Consider the following 23,195-nt stretch of genomic DNA (forward strand, 5'->3'; position numbering starts at 1 on the left):
AGTTTTTAAAAAAATAATAAAATAGAGTTTGACTCTATTTTATTATATTTATTCTCCACCAAAGAATTTTCTAAATCCTTCGATGATTTCTTGTGAAGTTTTTTTACCTTGTTTTTCACCTAGTTTTTCTGTTAGTTTCTCTTCTAATCTTTTTGAGTGTTTTTTTATAACTTTTTCACTCTCTTCTTTTAGTTTAAGTTTTAGTAAGTTTGTTGTATCAATTGAAACTTTTGGACTTTTTAAATCTCCACTAATAACAGTATCAAACTCTACACCTTTTAATTGTGTTTTTACTAATGCATCTACTGTTGAGTTTTGTAAATCAATCTTACTATCTGTTACATTTATTTGTGTTAATTTACTTTTCATATCAATGATTGATTTTATTACTTTTTTGTCTATATTACTTTTTACATCTATTGATTCATAAACTTCTCTTGTAATATCAAACTTTGCAAAAGTATTTATAAGTTTTGAGAACTCATTTGGTAAAAACTGTCCATTTATAAGTTTAGCTACTAAATCACCTTTTTGAGTTTTTAAATTATATATGATATTTGCATCTGCTTTTGATGTGAAAAAGTCAGGATAATACATCATATATGTTAACTTTCTAATATCTAAATTTTTTAGATTTGCTTTAAAGTCATCATTTAGTAAAGTGAAATCTAAATTTCCATCTAATATATTTGAAGTTCCTGTAACTTTTGTAGTAGTAGCTGTTTTTTCTATATTCCCATCTATATTTAATGCTCCTCTCATTTTTGTTTGAGTTACATCATACAAGTTAGCTAAACTAGGAATACTTAATAAATAATCACTATTTATATTCATATTTTTTAGATTAACTACTGCTTGTTTTACAATAATATTTGCCATAGAAGTAAAAAAATCTATTTTTGAAACAGCTTTATTTGGTTCTAAATTAGTTACTATATCACCTTTAAATGTTAAACTATTTTTTAGTTTTTGATTAAAAGCTTTGTTTACTACTTCATTATTTACTTTACCATCAGTAATAGTAGTAGCAATTAATCCATCTAAAGTAGGTATGTTTGGATTTTTTATTTTACCATCAATATTTATAAAACCACTTGCATAATTAGGTTGGTTTAAAGTGTATAAAATCTCTTTAATTCTAGCTTGTTGTATCAAAAACTCAATATCACTTGGTTTAAAATCTTTAAGTTTTATATTATAAGTTGTTTTACTATCAAACACATTACTTATACCATCTATCTTAGTTAACTTCTCATCTCCTACAACTGTTCCTTTAGTAAAGAAATTTCCGTTAAGCTTTTGTTTTGTAAACTTTTGAAGTTTTGATAAATCTTTAATATTTATCTCATAGTTTAAATCGACTCTTTTTTGTAATAAAGCCAAATCCCCAACCACATCAATTTGCGAACTTTTATCAATTGTTGCAATGAACTTTATTTTGCTTGTAGTTAAACTAAACTCTTTAACTTCAAAAACAGCATTGACATTTTCATTTGCACTTTTTTGTATATATGAAGCAACTATTGAGTTTCCAAAAGGAGTAAATAGAAGACCATATAAAAGACCAAAAAATATTAAAAGTGATGCTAGGAAAAAAAGAAATACTCTTTTCATACAAATCCTTTAAGTTTTTCTTTGGATTATACTGCAAATAAAAGAAAAATCAAATTAGAAATTTTCTTTTGTTACAATTTGTAATTTTATTAATAAATCATTTTAAAGCTAAAGTAATTTTAATATACACTTTTGTATAATCAACCCAATCAAAGTGACAAGTAGGGAAATCTAGGCATTTATGTTTAGGTTGCTTTAGATTACTAAGGTTACGCAAGCCGAACGGACTTTGAATATAAAATTTTATAAGGAAAAGAAATGAAAAAAATCGTTCTTTTAATGCTAGCTATCGCTGGTGCTGCTTTCGCTGCTGATGGAGCAGTTGCAAACGAAACTTTAAAAGCTTACTCTGTAGTTGCTGCAGGTATCGGACTTGGTCTTGCTGCACTTGGTGGTGCTATTGGTATGGGTAACACTGCTGCTGCAACAATCGCTGGTACTGCTAGAAACCCAGGTTTAGGTGGAAAATTAATGACTACTATGTTCATTGCATTAGCGATGATTGAAGCACAAGTTATTTATGCATTAGTAATTGCTATGATTGCTTTATATGCAAACCCATTCCTAGGGTAATTTATAAAACTACAGATTTTATAAATTTACTAAAGGTCAAGAGTTTTACTCTTGGCCTTTTTTTATGCTCTTTTCATAACTAGTTAAACTACAATATGACACTTTAAAACTCAATTCATAAAAAAATTATATTTAGAATTTTTTTTGAAATTTGTACTATTTTTTATACAAAATAATACTTTTTTGCAACTATTTATGGTTATAATTACAGTATAATTAAAAAATTGACAAAAAAAGGAAGTGTCATGAAAACAAATAGTATTAAAACTAAACTTCTTTTCTTTATTTTGGTTAGCGTGTCTTTCTCATTTTTAGTACTTGGTATATATAGTACAACAAATGAATACAAGTCGCAGTTTACTTCAATAAAACAAAAAGAGTTAGAATTAGTAAAACAAAGTTCTAAGTTTATCAGTAGCTTTCTTCAATCTAAAGTTGATATTGTAGAAGCAGTAGCACAAGAAATTGAAAAAAGCACACTTGATATTACAAATAAAGAGTTAGTAGAAAAACTTCTTTTAGGTAAAAAATCAGGTAATTTTGTGGATTTATATATTGGTCTTCAAAGTACTGGTGAATTAGTATTATCTGATGGAAAAGTTTTAAATAAAGTAAATAACAACTATGATGCAAGAGTTAGACCTTGGTATAAAGATGCTGTTTCAAAAAATAGCTCTGGAGTATCGAAGCCTTACGTAGATGTATCAACTAAAAAGCTTGTTGTAACTGTATATACTCCATATGTAAGAGATGGAGAACTACTAGGTGTTGTTGGTTCAGATATATTTATTGATACTATAGTTGAAACAATTTTAAATGTAGAGTTAAAAAAGACTGGTTTTGCATATTTACTTGATGAAGAAGGTAATATAATAATTCATAAAGATAAAAAACTGTTAGAAAAAAAGAGTACAGTTTTCAATCAAATTAAAACATCTAATACTATTGATTTTGGTGAAGCAACAATCGCAGAAAAAGAGTTTTTAGCGGCATATAATACTGTTGATTTAACAAAATGGCACTTGATTATTCAACTTAATAAAGATGAAATTTTTCAAGAGATTTATTCAAGTATTGTAAAAGAGATTATTTTATATCTTGTACTACTTGCAATTATCTTAGCAATTCTATTTTTTACATTGATTAAATTCTTATCTCCTATTAAAACACTAGAAGATGGGCTTAACTTCTTCTTTAAATATTTAAAAGGTGAAGAAAAAGAGATTAAAGAGTTAAATATTAATACAAACGATGAGTTTGGTAATATGGCAAAAGTAATTGATATAGAGATGAAACAAGTTGCTAAAAGTTTCGATGAAGATAAAGTTCTAATTGAAGAAGTAAAAAAAGTTGTTAACTATATCAATAAAGGTAAACTTGATGTTCTTGTAAAAACTTCAACATCAAATAAATCTTTAAATGAGTTAAAAGATATTTTAAATGAAATGATTGAAACTATCAATGCAAATGTAAATAGTGACATCAACCCAATTTTAAATGTTCTTGAAGAGTATGCACAATTAAACTTTGTAAATATGATTGATAATCCTGATGGTAAAGTATCAAAAGGATTAAATGACTTATGTGAGATAATCAATGAAATGTTAAGAGAAAATAAACAAAATGGTATAAACTTAGACCAAAGTTCAAAAACTCTATTACACAATGTTGATATTTTAAATAAAGCATCAAATGATACAGCAGTTTCATTAGAAGAAACAGCAGCAGCAGTTGAAGAGATTACAAGTACAATTATAAATAATACAAATAGAATCACAGATATGTCAAAACATTCACAAGAGTTAACACAATCGATTCAAAAAGGTAATAGTCTTGCAAACTCAACTGCAAAATCAATGGATGAAATTAATGAGCAAACAAAAGCAATTGCAGAAGCTATTTTAGTAATTGACCAAATAGCATTTCAAACAAATATTCTTTCACTTAATGCAGCAGTTGAAGCAGCAACAGCTGGTGAAGCAGGAAAAGGGTTTGCAGTAGTTGCAGCTGAAGTAAGAAACTTAGCAAGTAGAAGTGCTGAAGCAGCTAATCAAATTAAAACGATAGTTGAAAATGCAACACTAAAAGCAAATGAAGGTAAAGCAATAGCAGGAGATATGATAGAAGGGTACAACTCTTTAAATGAAAATATTTCTAAAACAACTGAAGCAATTACAGATATTTCTGACGCTTCAAGAGAGCAAAAAACAAGCATTGAACAAATCAATGATGTTATTACTAGACTTGACCAACAAACACAAAATAATGCTTCTGTTGCGAGTCAAACACATGATATTGCAACAAATACAGCAAGAGTTGCAAAACAGATTCTTGATACTGTAAATCAAAAACAGTTTAGAGATTCATAAAGAGGAAACTCCTCTTTATGAAAACTTATTTTTTCTACTTACTACTCTTTAAATTTTTTATCATTTGCACTTTTTAAAATCTCAGAAGCAATACTTGAGCTTGTTTTAGCAATCTCTTGTGTATCAGATGATACTCTTGAGTTTTCTTGAGTTTGTGCATCTATTTTTGTAATCATCTCATTTACTTGTTCTATACTTATTTTTTGTTCATTTGAAGCTGCTGAAATATTACTTATAATATGAGTAGTTTTTTCTACATTTTGACTAAGTTTACTATAACCTTCAATCATATTATCAGCAATTACTTTTCCATTGTGAGTTTTAGAAGTAGCTTTTTCTACTAAATCTTTTATTTCACTAGCTGCTTGTGCACTTCTATTTGCAAGATTTCTAACTTCTTGTGCAACTACGGCAAATCCTTTACCAGACTCTCCTGCCGTTGCTGCTTCAACTGCTGCATTAAGTGAAAGAATATTTGTTTGAAATGCTATTTGGTCAATTACTAAAATAGCTTCAACAATAAGTTTTGTTTCTTCATTAATCTCATCCATAGCCTTAACAGTAGAAGAGGCTAAGGCTTCACCTTCATGAATTGCTGTACTTAATTCATTTGAGTATTGTTGCATTGTTTTAATATCTTGTGTATTTGCAATTACAGTATTTGTAACCTCTTCAATTGCAGAAGCACTCTCTTCTAATGAAACTGCCGTTTGATTTGTAGAAGTATTTAGTTTATTAACATTTTCTAATAAAAGTTGTGATTTTTCATTTAAAATCTCACCATTTGCTTTATTTGTTTGAAGCATTTTTGTTATGATTTGACAAAGTTCATTGATTTTTATAGCTATATTTCCAGTAGGATTTGATATTTCATTTGTAAAATCAAGTTTAGAGTAAGACTCTAAAACTTTTTTAATTTGATTAATGTCATCATTTACATCTAATCTAATTGTTTTAATCATATCATTTAAAATATCTTTTAATTCATTTAAAGATGGATTTGAAGTCTGTTTTGTAACTTCACAAGATAAGTTACCATTTTTAACAGTAGTAACTATTTGTTTTACTTCTTGAATTAAAAGCTCTTCTTCTTTATGAGAGTCTTCAATTATTTGCATCTGTTCATCAATAGTTTTACCCATTTTTCCAAACTCATCATTTGATTTGATATTAAGTTTTTCTATTGAATTACTCTCTTTTTTTAAATAGCTAAAAAATGAGTACAGACCTCTTTGAAAATCTTGTAATGGAGCTAGAGCCCTTGAAAGGAATAGATACAATATAGTTAAAATAGCAATTAGCAGTATCAAAAAAAGTACAGCAGTATTTTTCAACTCTTTATTTATTTGCTCAAAAATACCCTCTTCTGATACTTTAATAATAGAGTACCAATTTACACTATTTATTTTATTAAAAAAAATGTGTTGCTCACCTCCACTATCATTTTTTATTAGATAGCCTTTTTCATTATTTTTAATACTTTTATAAAATTTTGATTCTTTACCAATTAGTTTTTTATTTTTGTGAATTAAAATCTCACCATCATTATCTATAATATAAACATATCCATCAGCAGTAATATCTGCTGTCATTACTTTATTTATGAGTGTATCAAGTGCAATATCTGCACCTAAAACTGCCACTATTTTTCCATCTTTAAAAATTGGCTCATAAAGTGTAATTACATATGTATTTAATGTTTTACCCCAGTAAGGTTTAGTAACCCCAATAGATTTCTTTTTGACAGCATCTTTGTACCATGGTCTAGCTCTTGCATCAAAATTATCTTTTGCTAAAGTTAGAATCTTACCACTTGATTCAACTTCATAACCATTTTCTTCAAAACCAATAAAAAGTAACCCAAAATTACCTGAACGCTTACCTAAATTAAGTAACTTTGGAATATTTTCATTTTCTAAAGTTAACTTCTCTTTTTTCAAATCTTGTGCAATTGATTTTACAATAGAAACTTTCGATTCAAAGTAAGTATCAAAATACTCTGAGATATTTGAAGCTGTATTTGTCTCTTTATTTTTTACTAAACTATACTTAGATTCATAAGAAGTTGTAGCGTTTTGATACCCTAATACCAAAAAAGACAGACTCACACTTATAAAAATTAAGACCAATAGTTTTGTCTTTATACTATATTTCCCCATTTTGTTTCCCCTTTAGCTAAATAAGAAAGTTTATAGAAGTAAAATGAAATAAAAGTGATTTTTTGATATTTATAATAGTTAGATTATAATTTATTCGAAGAATGCTATAGTATTTTTTCCTGAACGCTTTGCCATATACATAGCTGTATCTGCTTGTTTTATTAGTTCTTTAACACTAAAAGTACTATCTCTAAATAGTGTTATTCCTATACTTGGAGTTGAAATATTTTCATATCCATTTATAGTTTTTATATCATTTAATGAGCCTTTTATTTTAGAAGCAAGTATTTGAATATTGTTTCTTGCACTTGGTTTATCATTTCCAATAAAATCAGCTAAAACAATAAATTCATCTCCACCAATTCTTGCAATAGTATCCTCTTTTCTAACTGTATTTTGAAGTTTTCTTGCAACCTCTTTTAAAAGTACATCTCCTGTTTCATGACCTAAAGTATCATTTATAGTTTTAAAGTTATCTAGGTCTATAAAAATAATTGCTCCATATGATTTATGTCTAGTGACTTTATTTATTGAGTTTTTTACCCTATCAAAAAGAAGCATTCTATTTGGTAAGGCTGTCAAACTGTCATGTGTTGCTTGATACTCTAAGTATTGTTGTTTTAGTTTTTGCTCACTAATATCATTGTATTGAGATAGATAGTTTTTTACACTCCCATCTTTTTCTTTAATTGCTGTAATAGTAGCTTTTAGTGGTATATTTTCACCATTTTTTTTCTTATTGTATATCTCTCCTGACCAAGTGCCATTTGAAAGAATAGAGTTCCACATAGATGAATAGAATTCATCAGAATGCTCTTCTGATTTGAAAATATTTGGATTTTGTCCTAAAATATCATCTTTTTCATATCCCATAACATTACAAAATGCTTGATTTACATCTATTATTCTAGCTTCACTATTTGTAATAATCATAGGTTCATTTGATTCAAAAGCATAAGAAGCTATTGTTAATCTCTCTTCTTGTTTTGCTTTTGTTTTTTCATAATCAATTTTTTCTAAAGCATACTCCATATCAATAATCATTTTATTAAAAAGTATCTCTATTTCATTGTCAAAGAAGCCCTTTTTATTTGAATATAATACTAATAATGCAGTAACTTTTCCAAATTTTTGTATAGGAAAAACAGCAAGGGATTTAAAATCTTTTGACTTAATAAAGTCTTCATCTAAATCACTATATTTATCTATATTTGAATTTTTTATTATATTTTTTTTACTTAAAATAGATTTTTTTAATATAGAATTATTTGGCTGTACAAGTTTAAATTTTGCCTCTTTATAACTTTCACCTTTTATTAAAAAACTTCTTCTTTGAGACTTTTTGACTTTATAAATAACACCTAAAGATATATTTGAATCACTTACAATAGTATCAAGAACTTTATTGAAAAGTCTTTTTTTTGTATTCATTTTCAAGATAACTTTATTGATTTTATTTAAAGCCTTATATATATTTTGCTGTTTTTTAAGTTTATTAAAGCTTCTTTGTTGATTTGAAACTATTGTTTTTAAAACAAACAATAAACTAATCAAAGTTACAAAAGAAACAAATAGAAAACTAAGACTTAAAATCTGTGATTTTGTAGCTTCTTTTTCTATTTGTTTTGCTAACTTTAAAACATCTGAACTAACTAGATAGTGAAGTTTTCCTAAATTATCTATTCTAGCAGATGATAAATTCCACCATGAATCTAGGCTTAATGAATCACTTGATATTAACTCTTTTAGATTTGTTCTAATATTTTTTAGTCTTTGATTATACGATTCTTTGATAATCTTATTATAAACTTCTATCTCTTTTTCTTCTGCTTTTAATAAAAACTCTTCAATGTTAAAATCTTGAATAGCATATGTTCTTATGAGTTTTTTATAGTTTTGTAAAGATATATCTTTTTGTACAATTAAAATAGAAGTTAATGCCCTTTCTACACCCGCTGCCTCTTTTGCAGCTAAAATATTCACAATATAAGAGAATTTTGTATTAAATTTTGTAGCAAACTTTATGGGTTTTATAGAATAAATAGTTTCTAAAAGGGCTTTGTTTATATTGCTATAAGAGAGTATTGCATCACTTGATTTTATATTATTGTTATCAACTTTTTGTCTTAATAAAGAAAACTGTTTAAATATATCTTGTATCTTTTTCACAGTAAAGTTTATTTTAGGTGTATTCTTTTGTATTTTTGCAATTGTAGATAAGAAATCATGATAAACTTCATTTGTTGATTCTCTTTGCTTTAAAAGTCTATTTTTATATTTTTGAGAGTTTAAATATATTACAGTATAACCTCTCTCTTTTTGAATTGAATCAATTACTTTTTCAGTAGCAAAAATATACTCTATATCACTTTGAATATTATCAACTTCACTTAATGTATCAATTTTTTCAAGTACAAGAACTGTACTAAAGTAAAGTATTCCCAATGCAGGGAGTGTAAATATTAATAAAATTTTTGCAAAAAGAGAGTTTTTTAACAACATTTTTCCTAATATTAGAAGTTATTTTTAGCTAGTGATGATATCTAAAAAGCTATTATAATTAAATTTTAATAATAAATTTTATGTATTATTTAAGTTAAAAAGTTATTTTTGCTAAGATTTGTTACAACTAGAAGATAATCTTCTAGTTTGCAACTGACATAGCAAACTCTTTTAAAACTTGCTTTGAATCTGCGTCTAGTCCTTGTTTTATACCTTTTGAAAAATCATCTGGAAAAATTTCAAACTCTTTATTGAAGTATCCATCAAAAATATTTGATGCAATTGATTCAGGTGTAGCTTTTGGCATATCTTGTCCTTTTGTCATATTTGTATCAATAGGACCTGGAAGAACTTCATAAACATCTATTTCATCTTTTGCTAATTCTGCTCTTAAAGCTTGTGTTACTGAATGAAGTGCAGCTTTAGAAGAACAATATAATCCCATAATTGGTAAATTTGCTAAAGCTAAAACAGAAGTGATATTTATAATTGCACCTTGTTTGTTCAATTTATTTCTTAAAATCTTGCACACATTTAAAGTACCATGTAAATTAACATCAAAGTCACTTGTATCTTCATCAAAAACTCTTTTTGCACTATTTACACCAGCATTATTTATAATAATATCAAGAGAGTCAATACTATTTGCAAATGAAATAATATCCTCTTTATTTGTAATATCTAACTTTATAGTTTTTATATTTGATGATAATTTCTCAATCTTTTCTAAAGTTTTTATATCTCTTGCAGCACAATAAATAGTTTTAGCTTCAAAAGAGATTGCTTTTTTTACTAGCATAGAACCAAGTCCACCATTTGCACCTGTAATAAGTATTGATTTGTTTTTTAAATTCATTTCAAACCTTTATGTAAATTTCAATAATCTTACTATCTTATAATAAAAAACAACTTAGAACTTGGTTCTAAAAATACATAAGAAGAGGGTAATATAACTTTCATTTTACATAAAAAAATTATAATTATAAAAATTTTAAGAGGTAAAAATGAAAAAGTTATTAATTTTAACAGTTACTTTTTTTGCAATTTTTATGTTTATTGGTTGCCAAGAAAATAAAAAAGAGTCAAATGAACTAACTTATGCTAGTACAAAAGATATTAGAGATATAAATCCCCATTTGTATAGAGGAGAGATGGCTGCACAAAATATGGTTTTTGAGCCATTGATTATTAATACTCAAGATGGAATCAAACCTTGGCTTGCAAAAAGTTGGCAAATAAAAGAAAATGGAAAAAAATATATTTTTAAATTAAAAGAAGATATTTTATTTACTGATGGTGTTAAACTTGATGCAAATGTTATTAAAAGTAATTTTGATGCGATTTTAGAAAACAAAGTTAGACACGCTTGGTTAGAACTTGTAAATGTTATAGATTCAACAAAAGTAATTGATAAATACACTTTTGAACTAAATCTAAAAAGCCCATACTATCCAACCCTTACAGAATTAGCCATGACTAGACCTTTTCGTTTTGTTTCACCAAAATGTTTTAAACAAAATGAAACAAAAAATGGTCTTTCTTGCTATAGTGGTACTGGACCTTGGATATTAAAAGAACACAATAAAAATAGTTTTGCACTGTTTGAACGAAATAATAACTATTGGAATAAAGCACCTAAAATATCTTCAATAAAATGGAAAGTAATACCTAATCATCAAGCAATATTATTAGCTTTACAAAAAGGTGAAGTTGATTTGATTTTTGGTTCTGATGGAGATATGATAAATTTAAATGCTTTTACTGCTTTAAAAAAAGAGAATAGTTTAAAAACACTACTAAGTAATCCTATTGCATCAAGAGCTATTCTTATAAACACTAAAAGAGAAATAACAAAAGATTCTCAAGTAAGATTAGCATTGGCTCACGCAATTAATAAAGAAGCTATAATCAAAGGGATTTTAAACAATTCTGAATCAGTTGCAAATACACTTTTTTCAAAAACTACACCCTATTCAAATATTGATTTGAAAACAAAAGAGTTTAATCTTAAGAAATCAAATCAATTACTTAAAGATTCAGGTTGGATTTTAAAAGATGATAACTTTAGATATAAAGATGGAAAGCTACTTGAATTAAAACTATATTACAATGCAAATAACGCACAAGAAAAAGTTATAAGTGAATATATACAAAGTAATTTAAAAGATATTGGAGTAAACTTAAAAATTATTGGAGAAGAGAAACAATCATTTTTAGATAGACAAAAAAGTGGTAATTTTGATTTACAATATGCTTTATCTTGGGGTGTTCCATATGACCCGCAATCATTTATCTCTTCATGGAGAGTACCTGCACATGGAGATTATCAAGCGCAAATGGGATTAAAAAGAAAAGCTTGGCTAGATGATACTATTCAAGATATTTTAACACAAGCAGATGAAGAAAAAAGAAAACAGTTATATAAAGAGATATTTACATATATTCATCAACAAAATGTATATATACCTCTTAGCTATTCAAGAACAAAAGTTGTATTTAACCCAAGGGTTAAAAATATTACGTTTAATCTTTCTCAATATGAAATTCCATTTGAAAAGATGTATCTTGAAAAGACAAAATGATAAGATATATAATAAAAAGAGTATTACTTATAGTTCCCCTTTTATTAGGGGTTTCTATAGTATGCTTTATTTTAGTAAATCTAAACCCTAGTAGTCCAGCTGAAGTTACACTAAGAATAAACAACATTACAGTTACTCCACAAGCAATAGAAGAGACAAAAAAAGAGTTAGGTTTAAATAAGCCATTAGTACAACAATATATTCAATGGATAAAAAATTTGCTAAACGCAGATTTAGGAACTAGCTATGAAACAAAACAACCTGTATTTGATGAACTTATTCAAGCACTACCTGTAACAATATATCTATCTTTTAGTGCTATTTTGTTAATAGCAATTTTTGGTTTTACAATCGGTGTATTGTGTGCAGTTTATGAAAATAGTTATTTTGATAAACTAGCTAGAGTATTTATCTTTACATCAGCTGCTATGCCTAGCTTTTGGTTAGCTTTATTACTAATTTGGCTTTTTTCTTTAAAGTTTAATATTTTTCCATCAAGTGGATTAGATGGTATAAAAAGTATTGTTTTACCAGCTATTACGTTAGCAGTAGCGTATATCTCTACTTTTATAAGAATTATTAGAAACTCTTTAATACAAATAAAAAGCTCTTTATTTATTACTTATGCTAAAGCAAGAGGACTTAATAAGTTTGAAATATTAAAACATAAGATAAAAAATATTATCAATCCATTTATTGTTGCACTAGCTATGTCTATTCCTAAACTATTTGCAGGTACTGTAATTATAGAAAATATCTTTGGTTTACCAGGACTTGGAAGACTTTGTGTACATGCAATTTTTGCAAGGGATTATCCAATAATACAATCTTATATTCTTTTTATTGCGATTTTATTTATCATATTTAATCTAATAGCTGATATTTGGTTACAAGTAAGAGATCCAAGATTAAGAGTTTGATATGAGAAAAGATTTTTTAATAAAAATAGTCAATAATAAACTAGCATTAGCAAGCTTGATATTTATAACACTTCTAATATTAACTGGGCTTTTTGCTCCTTTAGTATCTCCAAATGACCCTTACTTAGTCAATCTTGAAAATAAACTATTGTCATTTAGTTTAAAATATCCTTTAGGTACTGACCACTTGGGTAGATGTGTTGCTTCAAGATTGATTTATGGTATTAGAACTACTTTGTTTTACTCTTTGTTTGCTATGTTTATAACAGTATTCTTTGGCTTAGTTCTTGGATTGCTTGCAAGCTTTTTTAAACTCTTAAGAGTTGTGATTTTAAGATTTTGTGATATTATGTTATCTTTTCCAAGTGAACTTATGATGTTAGCAATTATAGGCTTTTTAGGTACAGGAATTGAAAATATTATAATTGCAGCAATAATATCAAAAGTTGCATGGTACACAAGAATGATTTACTCTTTTACTTTAAACCATGTAAATACTAACTATATACATTTTTCAAAAGTAATTGGCATACCATCAAGAACAATCATAAAAAAACATCTTTTCCCTCTAATACTAAGTGATATAATCATGCTAGCTACACTAAATGTAGGAAGTATCATCTTAAGTATTTCAGCTCTTTCGTTTTTAGGTCTTGGAGTACAAGCACCAACTTGCGAATGGGGAATAATGCTAAATGAAGCTAAAGAGTTAATGAGTATAAATCCATATATGATGCTACCTCCTGGCTTGATGATACTTTTTGTAGTTTTATCTTTTAATATATTAGCAGATAGCATAAGAGATATTCTTGACCCAACATATAATCTAAAAATAAAAGACAATTCATGAGATATTTAAAAATTGAGAATCTAAGTATTAAAGATAATAAAACAAAAGAGATTTTATTGGATGATATAAGTATTGATATTGAAAAAAATACTATTTTAGGAGTTGTAGGAGAGAGTGGAAGTGGAAAATCACTACTTTGTAAAACTATTTTAGGATTAACTTCTAGCAATCTTAATATTAAAGGGAGAATAACACTTAATAATAAAGATATTTTAAACAATAGTAAAATTATAAAAAATAACTTTTGTGTAATATTACAAGAAGCTATAAATGCCTTTAATCCCCTTTATACTATAAATTATCAAATGTTAGAGAGCATTAAAACAAAACAAAGTAAAAAAGAAAAATTAAAAATATGTATAAAATATCTTAGAAAAGTTGGTCTAAAAAGATGTAGTAAAATCTTAAAAAGCTATCCCCATGAATTAAGTGGAGGACAACTTCAAAGAGTTATGATAGCAATAGCTTTAACACAAAATAGAAAAATAATTATTGCAGATGAACCTACTTCATCTTTGGATAGTATAAATCAAAAAGAGATTATTAATATATTGAAAAATTTAAAAGATAAAACAATAATAATTGTTTCTCATGATTTAGCTTTGATTTCTCATATTGCAAAAGATATTATTGTTTTAAAAGATTCAAAAGTAGTTGAAAAAGCAGATACTAAAACTATCTTTACAAATACAAAAGATGAATATACTAAATTTTTAATTTCTACACAAGAAAATTTATCTAAAGAGTTCATATCATGCTTAAAATAAAAAACCTATGGAAAAAATATAAAAAAGAGTTTGTTTTAAAAGATATAAATCTAAATCTTCAAAAAAACTCTTCACTAGCATTAGTTGGAGAAAGTGGAGCTGGGAAAACAACTTTAAGTAGATTGATTTTAGGAATAGACACTCCAACAAAAGGTAATATACATATTGATAAAAACAGTATAAGTGTTGTCTTTCAAGATTATAGAAACTCTGTCAATCCACTTTTTACAATAATAGAGATTTTAAAAGAGCCATTTTGGTTAAGAAAGACTACTTTTTCAAATGAAAAATTAGAAGATTTATTAAAAACTTTCAATCTTTCAAAGAGTTTATTAGATAAATATCCCCATGAACTAAGTGGTGGACAACTTCAAAGGGTATGTATATTGCGTGCAATTTTGACAAAGCCATCTTTTCTTATCTTAGATGAGGCATTTAGTGCACTTGATGTATCTACAAAATCACAAGTTGTTACATATATAAAAAGTTTAAAAAAAGAGCAAAACTTAACAATTTTTTTAATAACTCATGATTTAGAAGTAGCAACAAGTTTATGTGAAAACATAAAAATACTTTTTAAAGGAGAAGTTATTGAGTCATTAAAAACCAACTGTTTAGGGCAAGCACAAAATCAATACACAAAACTTTTGATTGATTCAATAATACCTTTAAAAATAAAGGAAACAAATGAGTAAAGAACTACATTTTAAATATGTAAACAGCATCTTTCAAAAGCAAACTAAAGATTATATTATAAAAGAGTATATGAAGCATTATGACAATAAACTATCTAAAAGTAGATATGAAAAACTATATAAAAATATGGATAGTTTGATAAATGATACAAAAAACAATGCTTTTTTTATAGCTTTAGATACATCAAATAGTATTGTTGCCTCAATTAGTATATCTATTTTTGATAATAGAATAAAACCTCTTCAACAAAAATACAAAAACAGAAAAATTGCAGAGATTGGAAGATGTTATGTAAAAAAAGAGTATAGAAGACAAGGTATAGCTTCAAAACTATTAAACTTAGCAACTTTATTTGCTATAAACAAAGAGTATGAAAAAATGTACTTACATACTCACTATTTTTTACCAGGAGGATTTAACTTTTGGAAAAAAATGGGATTTTGTATCACACTAGATGAAAAAGATAGTTTACAAACAGTACATATGGAAAAAAGTTTACAAAATATAAGTAAACATAACCATAAATTAGCTAAGATAATCTTATGAATTACAATAAGATTATCTTCGCACTACTAATGATATATATTTTAGCTGATATTGTTAAGACTTACTTTTTTTAAAAAACTTCATAAAAAAAGGTAGTAACTTAACTACTAAAAACCCAACTATTGCTCCAAGTATTATTTCACTTAAAAATATTAAAAAACCTCCAATATATGCAATGCTTTTCAAGTAACTATCAAGAAAACTTAAAATATGTGTTTCATGAGCTATGATACCTCCACCCACAGCTAACATAGCTATTGTACCTACAATAGAAATAGTTTTTATTATCTTTGGCATAGAGTTTACAAAAGCACTTCCTATGCTTTTTGAAACTGCACTTTTTTTCTCTTGAAGATAAAATCCTATATCATCAAGCTTAATTATAAGTGCTACTACTCCATACACAACAATAGTAGCAATTAATCCCATAATTACTAAAACAGACAGTTTTGTAATAAAATCGCTCTTTTCTACTAAACTTAGAGTTATTACAATAATCTCAAAAGATAAAATAAAATCTGTCTTTATAGCACTTTTAATCTTTTGCTCTTCTAGTTTTTCACTTGAAAGCTCTTTTAAAGTATCTTTTTCACTTTTATGCTCTTGATGTTTGCCAAGCTTTTCTAAAATAGCCTCAACTCCTTCATACGCTAAGTATGTTCCACCTAAGATTAAAGTAGGAGCTATAAGCCAAGGAGCTAAAAAACTCATAAGTAAAACAATAGGAATAATGATAAATTTATTTTTTAAACTTCCAAGCGCAATCTTATAAACAATTGGAAGTTCTCTTTTTGCTGCTTTTCTTTTTGCTTGTATTATTGCTTTTTGTCTTATTTGCTCTAATTCACCAATAATCTTCTCTTGCTCTTGTTTTGATAGTTTTTGTATATTTTCTTTGAACTCTTCTACACTACTTGCATCTTTTAGCTCTTTTTTCAAAATATCTGATGTAGTTTCGTTTGTAAAGCTTGCAATTGCAGCTAAATCATCAATAACTAAACCAGAAGATTTTACACTTGCAAGTTTTGTATAAGTTACTATATCATCAAAAAGTACACCTACATCATCTAATGAAGTAGCAAGTGTTTTTGTAGCAGTAGCCATAGTTTTACTAGCAAGTGCACTAATATCATCTGATAAAATTGATAGATAGCCTAATAGTCCAGCCATTTTATTCCTTATATTGATAAATTTTTTGTATTTTATTTTATTTTGTATTAATTTGAACTTCATAAAAAAAATATTTTTAGATTATCATAAGTAAAACTTATCATTATTTTATTAATATTTATTATATTTTAAGTAAATATTAAGATATAATTTTGTAGAATTTTTTTATCAAAAGAAAAAAATTATCCTTTAGGATAATTAAAAAGGATTGTTTATGGCATGCGATACTGGTGCAAAACCAATAGCACAAAAAGAAAAAATAATAAATAACGATGAAAAAATTGAAAAAAAGGAAATAAAAATGAGTTCAAGTTTAGTACTAAGAAAAGCTCCAGAGTTTAAGATGGAAGCATATGATGCAAAGACAGGTCACTATACAGAAGTAAATAGTGAAGATTATAAAGGTAAATGGCATGTAGTTTGCTTTTATCCAGCTGACTTTACATTTGTTTGTCCTACTGAAATAGCCGCAATGAATGCAAAATATGATGAGTTTCAAGAATTAGGTGTAGAAATACTTGCAGTATCAACTGATACAAAGTTTTCACATAAAAGATTTGTGGAAACTGAACCTATTTTAAAAGGTCTAAAACTTACAATAGGTGCTGACCCAACTGGTGAAGTTAGTAGAGATTTTGGTGTGATGATTGAAGAGCAAGGAGTTGCTTTAAGAGGAAGATTCCTAATCAATCCAGAAGGTACAGTTGTAGCACAAGAAGTACAAGCACCTATGGTAGGAAGAAATGTACATGAATTTTTAAGACAAGTAAGAGCTTGGCAACATGCAGAAAAAACTGGTGAAGTTTGCCCAGCAGGATGGACTCCAGGTAAAAAAACACTTCCAGTAAATACTGATACAGAGCAAATGACAGGAAGAGTTGGGGATTATATTACTATTGAAGAAATAATGTCTTAATAACTTAGATTTAAGGAAACTCTCCTTAAATCTATAGCACTTCTTATATCTTAAAACTTTTTTAATAAAAAATTATACCTTTACTTTACTTCTTAATAATTATCATAACTTTATGTTGATATAATTCAATTTCTCAAACGCGACCGTGGTGAAATTGGTAGACACGCTATCTTGAGGGGAACAAATCAAGATAAATGGTCGTTGAAGAAATTTTTTATTGTCGCGGACGTGGTGGAATGGTAGACACGCACGCTTGAGGGGCGTGTGGCGCAAGCCGTGGGGGTTCAAGTCCCCCCGTCCGCACCATTAAAGAATCTCAAAATCAACAAAAATCTAGCAGTAGTTCTTGACTCATTTTACGCTTTTGACAACATTCTGGTAACTTATTTTTCTCGGTCTTTTCTCGGAAAACACAAAAATCTCCAATATTCTTAATGAAAACTTAAAAATAACTCTAAAACATCGATAAAATGGGACTTTACAAGCTATCAAACTGTGTTTCTACAGCTAATCTTCTCACAAACACCTTTCTAGCTTTGTTTTGCAAGATTTTCAAGATTTTCAAGTTCTGCAACTTTTATAAACTACAAGATATGATTTTCAATATCTTCATTTTCTTGCAATCTTTCTATTGTTTCATTCATTAATTCAAATGAAAAGTTTCGAAGATTGTATTCATTAGATAAATCTTGAACAATTTGAAATAGTGTTCTATTATGATAATCATGTGAAATTAAAGTATTTACTGTTTTAATAGCCCAGTCATCGGTTCTGCGACTATTAGGGTTTCTAACAAAATTTAAAATGCTTTGAATACTATTTCTTGGTAGTGTGTTCCATGCAACACAAATTAAATTAATAGCATTATAAACTTCTTGATTAAGTTGATCTCTTTGTAGTGCATTTCCAGCTCCACCAGCTCCACCTCCTAATCCACCACCATTATTTTCTGTAGCCAAAGGATTAAATAGCTTATATCTATTTTTATCAATGTTTAATAAGTCTAAAAATTGTTCACCGCAGTCATAGCCCACAAAGAAACTACCTTTTTCATTAGCATTTGCTTTATTTTGATATTCAAATACATAGTATTTATCTCTTAAGACTCCACAACATCCTTGTTTATCTTGATTTGGTAAAAGTTTTATATAAGATAATGGAGTAATATTATACTGATTTACGAGTCGTTGCTTAACTTCATGACCCCTACAATGTTGAAATGGCATTTAATCTCCTAATATGTATTTTGAAATTATTGTACCTTTTCGAAACATAGAAAAATATTTACTGTATCACTGTATATCACTATGTATCAATCAAAATTTAGCCCTAGAATTGGCATGTATTTTCAAATATACTCTTTATAGATAGCGATTTTGTCCTATCAAAACAAAGGTTATTAAGGAGAAAAAATGCCTAGAGTTAAATCAAAAGAAAAATCTTCACTTTTAGATATATATCCATATTCAAAGGATGCTTTTCAATATCTTTACGATAAGCTGACTGATGAAAATTTTAAAAGAAGATATATCATAAAAGATAAGCCAATCAATGCCGTAACAGGTATTATTTGGGATATTACACAAGGTGAACCAGAGATTACGGAGATTATCTCTACTATGGATAAGATGGTTGGCATCCGCTCAGAGAAAACAAGGTCACGACTTGAGAAGATCGTAGATACTTGGCTAAAAAAAGCGTACAATTTGAAACTTCAAAAGGGTTATGTAATTCATCGCTCTTTTTTACTAAAGTTTGTAAAAACTATTTATGAAAATTACGATGAAAATATAAAACGAGCAGCCATCTATCATTTTGATAAATACAACGATAAAAACAAAAAAAAGATTAAAAGAGCTTATAAAAATATTCGGTTAAATGATCTGCAAGAAAGGTATCCAGAGTTTAATATTTTGGATGCATACGCTTATGCACTAATTACTGAAAAGTTCAAAATCAAAGAGGATGATCTTATAGAGTTTGAGAATATTATTGCCCTATTAAATTCTCCAAATAAGTAAAAGGGATGAAAAGTTCAACCTAGTAACGATTTTTTCTAAGACTATGCTAGAAAGTCCTTAATATTGGGCTTTTTCAGTATAGATTTAGTAAGCATTTTATTTTAGGGGATAAAATCAAGTATATAAATACTTCTTTTTGTCCTTTTTAAAGGACGAAATCACGCTTATTATGAACGACAGTGAATAGCGACGGACTAAATTATTTTTGAAATATAAAAAAATCTCTAATATCTACTTGAAGTACATTAGCGATTTTATAGAGTTGTTCTATGTTGTAGTGTTTGTTTTCATGGCCAGCTTCAATCTTTGCAATTGTACTTACAGTTTTATGACCGATAGAATAAGCTAAATTTAATTGAGAAATATTTTTTAATTTGCGTATAGTTTTAACATTATCAGCTATTTTGCGGTGTAGTTCTTGTATCTCTTCTTGTGAGATTTCCTGTAAATTTTCTATGTAAAAAATCCTGTAACATTTTTATTTGATTATATAGAATCACATAAATTAATAAAATTCCCTATAGTGAAATATTTTTAAAGCTAAATCCTTTTATAATAAATCTATAAAACAAATATATCAGGAGCAAAAAATGGCAGAGTATTTTGCAAATGTAATAGCAAGACTGATTGTAAGTTATTTGACTTTATTGGTTATGTCGTTAGCAATTTTGGCAGGCTACTGGATCATCGCAGATTATAACTCTATGATAGCGTTTATACACAGTGTAAGTGACAATGCTTTTGCAGAGTTTGTTGTATGGATGCCATTTATATTTGCTTGGTTCAAGCCAGATAAGAGAGGGAATGCAAATTCTTATTATCACAGACAAGCAAATTTTTGGGCAATGTATGACACTACGGGAGGAAGATGGTAGTGTCAAAAACTAAATTTTTTTTGTTGTTAATATATCTTTTCGGTACTGCTCAGTCATATGCCTATAATTTGGGTGATACAATCAATTGCGAAACATCTACAACGACTTTTGAATATGTAAAATGCAAGCCAGAAAATAAGATCTTTGAAGTTAAAGACATTTTACAAGGTGGTTGGATTGCCATTAATAATCATTCATTTTATGTGACTTTTAAAAAGGTAAAAAGTTCTCAAAAAGTCATGAGATGTCTTGAGTCAAATAGATTTCCAAACTATTTAGGGGCTTGCAAGAGTGATAATTTTGATCAGACAAAAACTTGGTTGAAAGAAGAAGCTATTAAAAACGGTTGGAAATTTACATTGGCTATTGGCGATACTGTTTATTATGTTAAGGAATAGTGTTATAATATTTACTAACTGATATTTTGAGTATTAAATTACTTCGTTTAGGAAATTTGTATGCCATTTTTAGCTTTACTCTTTGCATTGTTCTTTTTTGCTTTCTATAAAGGGGAAAACAGTAGTGCTTTGACAATATTGATTATGATCGTTGCCGCACTTTTTGCTACATACAATAAATCATTTCGAGACTCTTTGAGAGAGTTTTTTTAGGGAGTTAAATTATGATACTAGAAACAATCGCAATAACTTTAATCATAGTTGGTGGACTTTTAAGCATTGCAAAGTATCGATATGAGAATGGATATTCACAATATAGTCCATTTTATAAAAACAAATAGATAAAACATATTATTTTACATATTAAATATTTAATAATTGGATTATCTATATAAAATTATATATTTTATGCTATAATCTTTCTTATGAAAACTATCGAGATCAAAAATGCTTTGCCGTTGTCAGTATTTTCCCATGAGATGCTTTATGCACTACTGGAAAAATCAGTGAGCAATGTAAATGACAAGATCTCAAACCTTGTAAAAAGTGGTGAGCTTGTGCGACTCAAAAAAGGTTTTTACACTTTTTCTAAAGCCTACCTCACAAAACCGATAGATCTGATCAGTGTTGCAAATACACTTTATACACCATCATATGTCTCTTTTGACTATGCACTTAGCTACTATGGGATGATACCTGAGCGAGTGAGTGAGATCACATCTGCTACAAGCAAAAACGAAAAGCTTTTTGAAACTCCAGTTGGAAGATTTAGCTATAAAAAAGTGCCACTTAAAGCTTACTCTGTAGGGATTGACTGGTTCTACGATGAAGATGAGGGCGGAAGATTTATAGCGACACCAGAAAAAGCACTATGCGATAAGATACGCTACGACAGAGGTATCGGTACTCTTACTCAAGGTGCGATGGTAGATTACCTCAAATATGATCTACGGTTAGAGATCACAAAGCCTTTGAATGCCGAACTTATTGAAGAGATAGCCACCGCATATAGATCACGAAATCTAAAAACTCTCTCTCAAGTAGTCGAAAAAGGAAAAGTATGACACATCCGGCACTTATAAAAATGCTTGAAAAATATGACTTCTCAGATTCCAATGCCAGCTTTGATGCTCTACGAGAGATACTGCAAGAGATAGTGCTACTTGGTCTTTATGATGCAGGATTTTTTAAGCACGCTGCGTTTTATGGTGGAACAGCTCTGCGAATACTGCATAATCTTCCAAGGTTTTCAGAAGACTTGGACTTTTCACTGCTTGAGACAAATTCAGAGTTTAATCTCAAGCCTTATGAAGAAACGATCATATCTACTTTAAAAGCATTTGGTTTTGATGTGAGTATAGAGATAAAAGAGAAAAACAATAGTAGTGCTATAGCTTCAGCGTTTGTAAAAGGCAACACTATTGAGCATCTTATAAATATAAATGCTCCAAAAGATATAACGAACAAAATCCATAAAGACCAAGCCGTAAAGATCAAACTAGAAGTAGATACAAATCCGCCACTAGACTTTGAAACTGAGAATGTTATACGACTGACTCCACGCCCGTTTTCGATAAACGCTTTCACATTGCCGTCTCTCTATGCAGGAAAAATGCACGCCATACTATGCCGTGCATGGAGTAGCAGACCAAAAGGACGTGACTGGTATGATCTTGTCTGGTACATAGCAAACGATGTAGAACTAGATACAAAACACTTAAAAGAGAGACTCTCTCAAAGCTGTAAATACCTAGAAGCAAATGAGATAAATATTCCAGATGAGCTTACAAAACAAAATATCAAAGAACTGCTTTTACAAAGGATACAAAGTCTTGATGTAGCCAAAGCAAAAAATGATGTACAGCCATTTATAAAAGATATGAGAGAGATAGAACTTTGGTCAAAAGAGTTTTTTATGGCAGTAGTAGAAAATATCAAAATCAAGGAGAAATAATTATGGAGGAAGTAAAAACTGTAATGCAAGAAGAGTTTACAAAAAACTATGATTTTTACAAAGATTATGATGATATGGTAATCCATAAAGAAACAGAACAAATCTTCAAAACTAACTTTATTAACGGCATGGTTCAGCTAGTGCCAGTGAGTAATCAAACAGCTATGGAAAAGATCGAGCAAGGGCTTAGTGAGTTTGCAAAAGAACTCAAAAGACAAGGGTTTTAAAAGCAAAAAATAACGCTTTTATGCAAGATATGATAATATAAAAACAATTAATAATT

22 protein-coding genes and 1 tRNA gene are annotated in these 23,195 nt (G+C 28.0%); 16 read left to right on the plus strand and 7 right to left on the minus strand.

Annotated features, from left to right (window positions below; translation table 11 throughout):
• Nucleotides 1-48: 48 nt before the first annotated feature.
• Nucleotides 49-1,614 carry a hypothetical protein gene (locus CP960_RS05960; protein ID WP_101184502.1) on the minus strand — a complete coding sequence of 522 codons (1,566 nt, stop codon included), beginning with the start codon at nucleotides 1,612-1,614 and terminating at the stop codon, nucleotides 49-51.
• A 258-nt stretch (nucleotides 1,615-1,872) separates the two neighbouring features.
• On the opposite strand from CP960_RS05960, the gene CP960_RS05965 reads away from it, so the two are divergent.
• Together CP960_RS05965 and CP960_RS05970 are read left to right on the plus strand one after the other, a co-directional pair.
• Nucleotides 1,873-2,187: a F0F1 ATP synthase subunit C gene (locus CP960_RS05965; RefSeq protein ID WP_079579822.1), complete on the plus strand. Its 315-nt coding sequence runs from the start codon at nucleotides 1,873-1,875 to the stop codon at nucleotides 2,185-2,187.
• A gap of 245 nt (nucleotides 2,188-2,432) precedes the next feature.
• Nucleotides 2,433-4,556 (plus strand): methyl-accepting chemotaxis protein, encoded by a 2,124-nt coding sequence (locus tag CP960_RS05970; RefSeq protein WP_101184503.1) that lies wholly within the window; start codon nucleotides 2,433-2,435, stop codon nucleotides 4,554-4,556.
• A gap of 41 nt (nucleotides 4,557-4,597) precedes the next feature.
• On the opposite strand, the gene CP960_RS05975 is transcribed toward CP960_RS05970, so the two are convergent.
• The 3 genes from CP960_RS05975 to CP960_RS05985 form a co-directional block, all read right to left on the minus strand.
• Nucleotides 4,598-6,715, minus strand: a complete 2,118-nt coding sequence (locus CP960_RS05975; RefSeq protein WP_101184504.1) for a methyl-accepting chemotaxis protein — start codon at nucleotides 6,713-6,715, stop codon at nucleotides 4,598-4,600.
• A gap of 90 nt (nucleotides 6,716-6,805) precedes the next feature.
• A complete protein-coding gene (locus CP960_RS05980; protein ID WP_162919059.1) occupies nucleotides 6,806-9,214 on the minus strand; it encodes a diguanylate cyclase domain-containing protein in 2,409 nt (802 codons plus the stop codon).
• Between the two features lie 145 nt (nucleotides 9,215-9,359).
• Entirely contained in the window at nucleotides 9,360-10,073 is a 714-nt protein-coding gene (locus CP960_RS05985; protein ID WP_101184506.1) for an SDR family NAD(P)-dependent oxidoreductase, read from the minus strand.
• A gap of 148 nt (nucleotides 10,074-10,221) precedes the next feature.
• Here CP960_RS05985 and nikA point away from each other — a divergent pair, with 148 nt between their 5' ends.
• Genes nikA through CP960_RS06015 form a run of 6 tightly spaced genes read left to right on the plus strand, consistent with a single transcriptional unit; the run spans nucleotide 10,222 to nucleotide 15,578 of the window.
• A complete protein-coding gene (gene nikA / locus CP960_RS05990) occupies nucleotides 10,222-11,799 on the plus strand; it encodes a nickel ABC transporter substrate-binding protein (protein ID WP_101184507.1) in 1,578 nt (525 codons plus the stop codon).
• Entirely contained in the window at nucleotides 11,796-12,719 is a 924-nt protein-coding gene (gene opp1B / locus CP960_RS05995; protein ID WP_101184508.1) for a nickel/cobalt ABC transporter permease, read from the plus strand. Before nikA ends, opp1B begins: the two co-directional genes overlap by 4 nt.
• A gap of 1 nt (nucleotide 12,720) precedes the next feature.
• Nucleotides 12,721-13,569, plus strand: coding sequence for a nickel/cobalt ABC transporter permease (gene opp1C / locus CP960_RS06000; protein ID WP_101184509.1), 849 nt, complete (start codon nucleotides 12,721-12,723; stop codon nucleotides 13,567-13,569).
• Entirely contained in the window at nucleotides 13,566-14,336 is a 771-nt protein-coding gene (locus CP960_RS06005) for an ATP-binding cassette domain-containing protein (protein ID WP_101184510.1), read from the plus strand. Before opp1C ends, CP960_RS06005 begins: the two co-directional genes overlap by 4 nt.
• Nucleotides 14,324-15,031 (plus strand): ABC transporter ATP-binding protein, encoded by a 708-nt coding sequence (locus CP960_RS06010; RefSeq protein ID WP_101184511.1) that lies wholly within the window; start codon nucleotides 14,324-14,326, stop codon nucleotides 15,029-15,031. The genes CP960_RS06005 and CP960_RS06010 overlap by 13 nt, the downstream gene beginning before the upstream one ends.
• A complete protein-coding gene (locus CP960_RS06015) occupies nucleotides 15,024-15,578 on the plus strand; it encodes a GNAT family N-acetyltransferase (protein ID WP_101184512.1) in 555 nt (184 codons plus the stop codon). The genes CP960_RS06010 and CP960_RS06015 overlap by 8 nt, the downstream gene beginning before the upstream one ends.
• A 54-nt stretch (nucleotides 15,579-15,632) precedes the next feature.
• Here CP960_RS06015 and CP960_RS06020 read toward each other — a convergent pair whose 3' ends face one another.
• Complete coding sequence (locus tag CP960_RS06020; RefSeq protein WP_101184513.1) at nucleotides 15,633-16,748, minus strand: DUF808 family protein; 1,116 nt, start codon at nucleotides 16,746-16,748, stop codon at nucleotides 15,633-15,635.
• 301 nt (nucleotides 16,749-17,049) lie between these two features.
• Between CP960_RS06020 and CP960_RS06025 the strand changes: the two genes are divergently transcribed.
• Both CP960_RS06025 and CP960_RS06030 read left to right on the plus strand, forming a co-directional pair.
• Entirely contained in the window at nucleotides 17,050-17,664 is a 615-nt protein-coding gene (locus CP960_RS06025) for a peroxiredoxin (protein ID WP_228152027.1), read from the plus strand.
• Between the two features lie 222 nt (nucleotides 17,665-17,886).
• A tRNA-Leu gene (locus CP960_RS06030) sits at nucleotides 17,887-17,970 on the plus strand.
• 278 nt (nucleotides 17,971-18,248) lie between these two features.
• Here the strand turns inward: CP960_RS06030 and CP960_RS06035 are convergent.
• Nucleotides 18,249-18,890 carry a hypothetical protein gene (locus CP960_RS06035; RefSeq protein ID WP_101184515.1) on the minus strand — a complete coding sequence of 214 codons (642 nt, stop codon included), beginning with the start codon at nucleotides 18,888-18,890 and terminating at the stop codon, nucleotides 18,249-18,251.
• Between the two features lie 186 nt (nucleotides 18,891-19,076).
• Here CP960_RS06035 and CP960_RS06040 point away from each other — a divergent pair, with 186 nt between their 5' ends.
• Nucleotides 19,077-19,685, plus strand: a complete 609-nt coding sequence (locus CP960_RS06040) for a hypothetical protein (RefSeq protein WP_101184516.1) — start codon at nucleotides 19,077-19,079, stop codon at nucleotides 19,683-19,685.
• A gap of 199 nt (nucleotides 19,686-19,884) precedes the next feature.
• On the opposite strand, the gene CP960_RS06045 is transcribed toward CP960_RS06040, so the two are convergent.
• A complete protein-coding gene (locus tag CP960_RS06045) occupies nucleotides 19,885-20,151 on the minus strand; it encodes a helix-turn-helix domain-containing protein (RefSeq protein WP_322866652.1) in 267 nt (88 codons plus the stop codon).
• A gap of 202 nt (nucleotides 20,152-20,353) precedes the next feature.
• Here CP960_RS06045 and CP960_RS06050 point away from each other — a divergent pair, with 202 nt between their 5' ends.
• The 5 genes from CP960_RS06050 (at nucleotide 20,354) to CP960_RS06070 (ending at nucleotide 23,139) form a co-directional block, all read left to right on the plus strand.
• Nucleotides 20,354-20,560, plus strand: a complete 207-nt coding sequence (locus tag CP960_RS06050; RefSeq protein ID WP_165777362.1) for a hypothetical protein — start codon at nucleotides 20,354-20,356, stop codon at nucleotides 20,558-20,560.
• A complete protein-coding gene (locus CP960_RS06055) occupies nucleotides 20,560-20,958 on the plus strand; it encodes a hypothetical protein (RefSeq protein ID WP_133121139.1) in 399 nt (132 codons plus the stop codon). Before CP960_RS06050 ends, CP960_RS06055 begins: the two co-directional genes overlap by 1 nt.
• Before the next feature lie 425 nt (nucleotides 20,959-21,383).
• Nucleotides 21,384-22,022 (plus strand): type IV toxin-antitoxin system AbiEi family antitoxin domain-containing protein, encoded by a 639-nt coding sequence (locus CP960_RS06060; protein ID WP_133121140.1) that lies wholly within the window; start codon nucleotides 21,384-21,386, stop codon nucleotides 22,020-22,022.
• On the plus strand, nucleotides 22,019-22,912 hold the full coding sequence (locus CP960_RS06065; RefSeq protein WP_101184520.1) for a nucleotidyl transferase AbiEii/AbiGii toxin family protein: 894 nt from the start codon (nucleotides 22,019-22,021) through the stop codon (nucleotides 22,910-22,912). Before CP960_RS06060 ends, CP960_RS06065 begins: the two co-directional genes overlap by 4 nt.
• 2 nt (nucleotides 22,913-22,914) lie before the next feature.
• A complete protein-coding gene (locus tag CP960_RS06070) occupies nucleotides 22,915-23,139 on the plus strand; it encodes a hypothetical protein (protein ID WP_101184521.1) in 225 nt (74 codons plus the stop codon).
• The last annotated feature ends 56 nt before the right edge of the window (nucleotides 23,140-23,195 follow it).

It is taken from the genome of Malaciobacter halophilus, assembly GCF_002837275.1.
GTDB classification, from domain to species: domain Bacteria; phylum Campylobacterota; class Campylobacteria; order Campylobacterales; family Arcobacteraceae; genus Malaciobacter; species Malaciobacter halophilus.

Coding starts and splice junctions, on each gene's coding strand:
- CP960_RS06035 (WP_101184515.1), bottom strand. CDS start 18,890: ATGCCATTTCAACATTGTAGGGGTCATGAAGTTAAGCAACGACTCGTA.
- CP960_RS05965 (WP_079579822.1), top strand. CDS start 1,873: ATGAAAAAAATCGTTCTTTTAATGCTAGCTATCGCTGGTGCTGCTTTC.
- CP960_RS06025 (WP_228152027.1), top strand. CDS start 17,050: ATGAGTTCAAGTTTAGTACTAAGAAAAGCTCCAGAGTTTAAGATGGAA.
- CP960_RS06005 (WP_101184510.1), top strand. CDS start 13,566: ATGAGATATTTAAAAATTGAGAATCTAAGTATTAAAGATAATAAAACA.
- CP960_RS06065 (WP_101184520.1), top strand. CDS start 22,019: ATGACACATCCGGCACTTATAAAAATGCTTGAAAAATATGACTTCTCA.
- opp1C (WP_101184509.1), top strand. CDS start 12,721: ATGAGAAAAGATTTTTTAATAAAAATAGTCAATAATAAACTAGCATTA.
- nikA (WP_101184507.1), top strand. CDS start 10,222: ATGAAAAAGTTATTAATTTTAACAGTTACTTTTTTTGCAATTTTTATG.
- CP960_RS06010 (WP_101184511.1), top strand. CDS start 14,324: ATGCTTAAAATAAAAAACCTATGGAAAAAATATAAAAAAGAGTTTGTT.
- CP960_RS05985 (WP_101184506.1), bottom strand. CDS start 10,073: ATGAATTTAAAAAACAAATCAATACTTATTACAGGTGCAAATGGTGGA.
- CP960_RS06020 (WP_101184513.1), bottom strand. CDS start 16,748: ATGGCTGGACTATTAGGCTATCTATCAATTTTATCAGATGATATTAGT.
- CP960_RS05970 (WP_101184503.1), top strand. CDS start 2,433: ATGAAAACAAATAGTATTAAAACTAAACTTCTTTTCTTTATTTTGGTT.
- CP960_RS06070 (WP_101184521.1), top strand. CDS start 22,915: ATGGAGGAAGTAAAAACTGTAATGCAAGAAGAGTTTACAAAAAACTAT.
- CP960_RS06060 (WP_133121140.1), top strand. CDS start 21,384: ATGAAAACTATCGAGATCAAAAATGCTTTGCCGTTGTCAGTATTTTCC.
- CP960_RS06040 (WP_101184516.1), top strand. CDS start 19,077: ATGCCTAGAGTTAAATCAAAAGAAAAATCTTCACTTTTAGATATATAT.
- CP960_RS05975 (WP_101184504.1), bottom strand. CDS start 6,715: ATGGGGAAATATAGTATAAAGACAAAACTATTGGTCTTAATTTTTATA.
- CP960_RS06015 (WP_101184512.1), top strand. CDS start 15,024: ATGAGTAAAGAACTACATTTTAAATATGTAAACAGCATCTTTCAAAAG.
- CP960_RS05960 (WP_101184502.1), bottom strand. CDS start 1,614: ATGAAAAGAGTATTTCTTTTTTTCCTAGCATCACTTTTAATATTTTTT.
- opp1B (WP_101184508.1), top strand. CDS start 11,796: ATGATAAGATATATAATAAAAAGAGTATTACTTATAGTTCCCCTTTTA.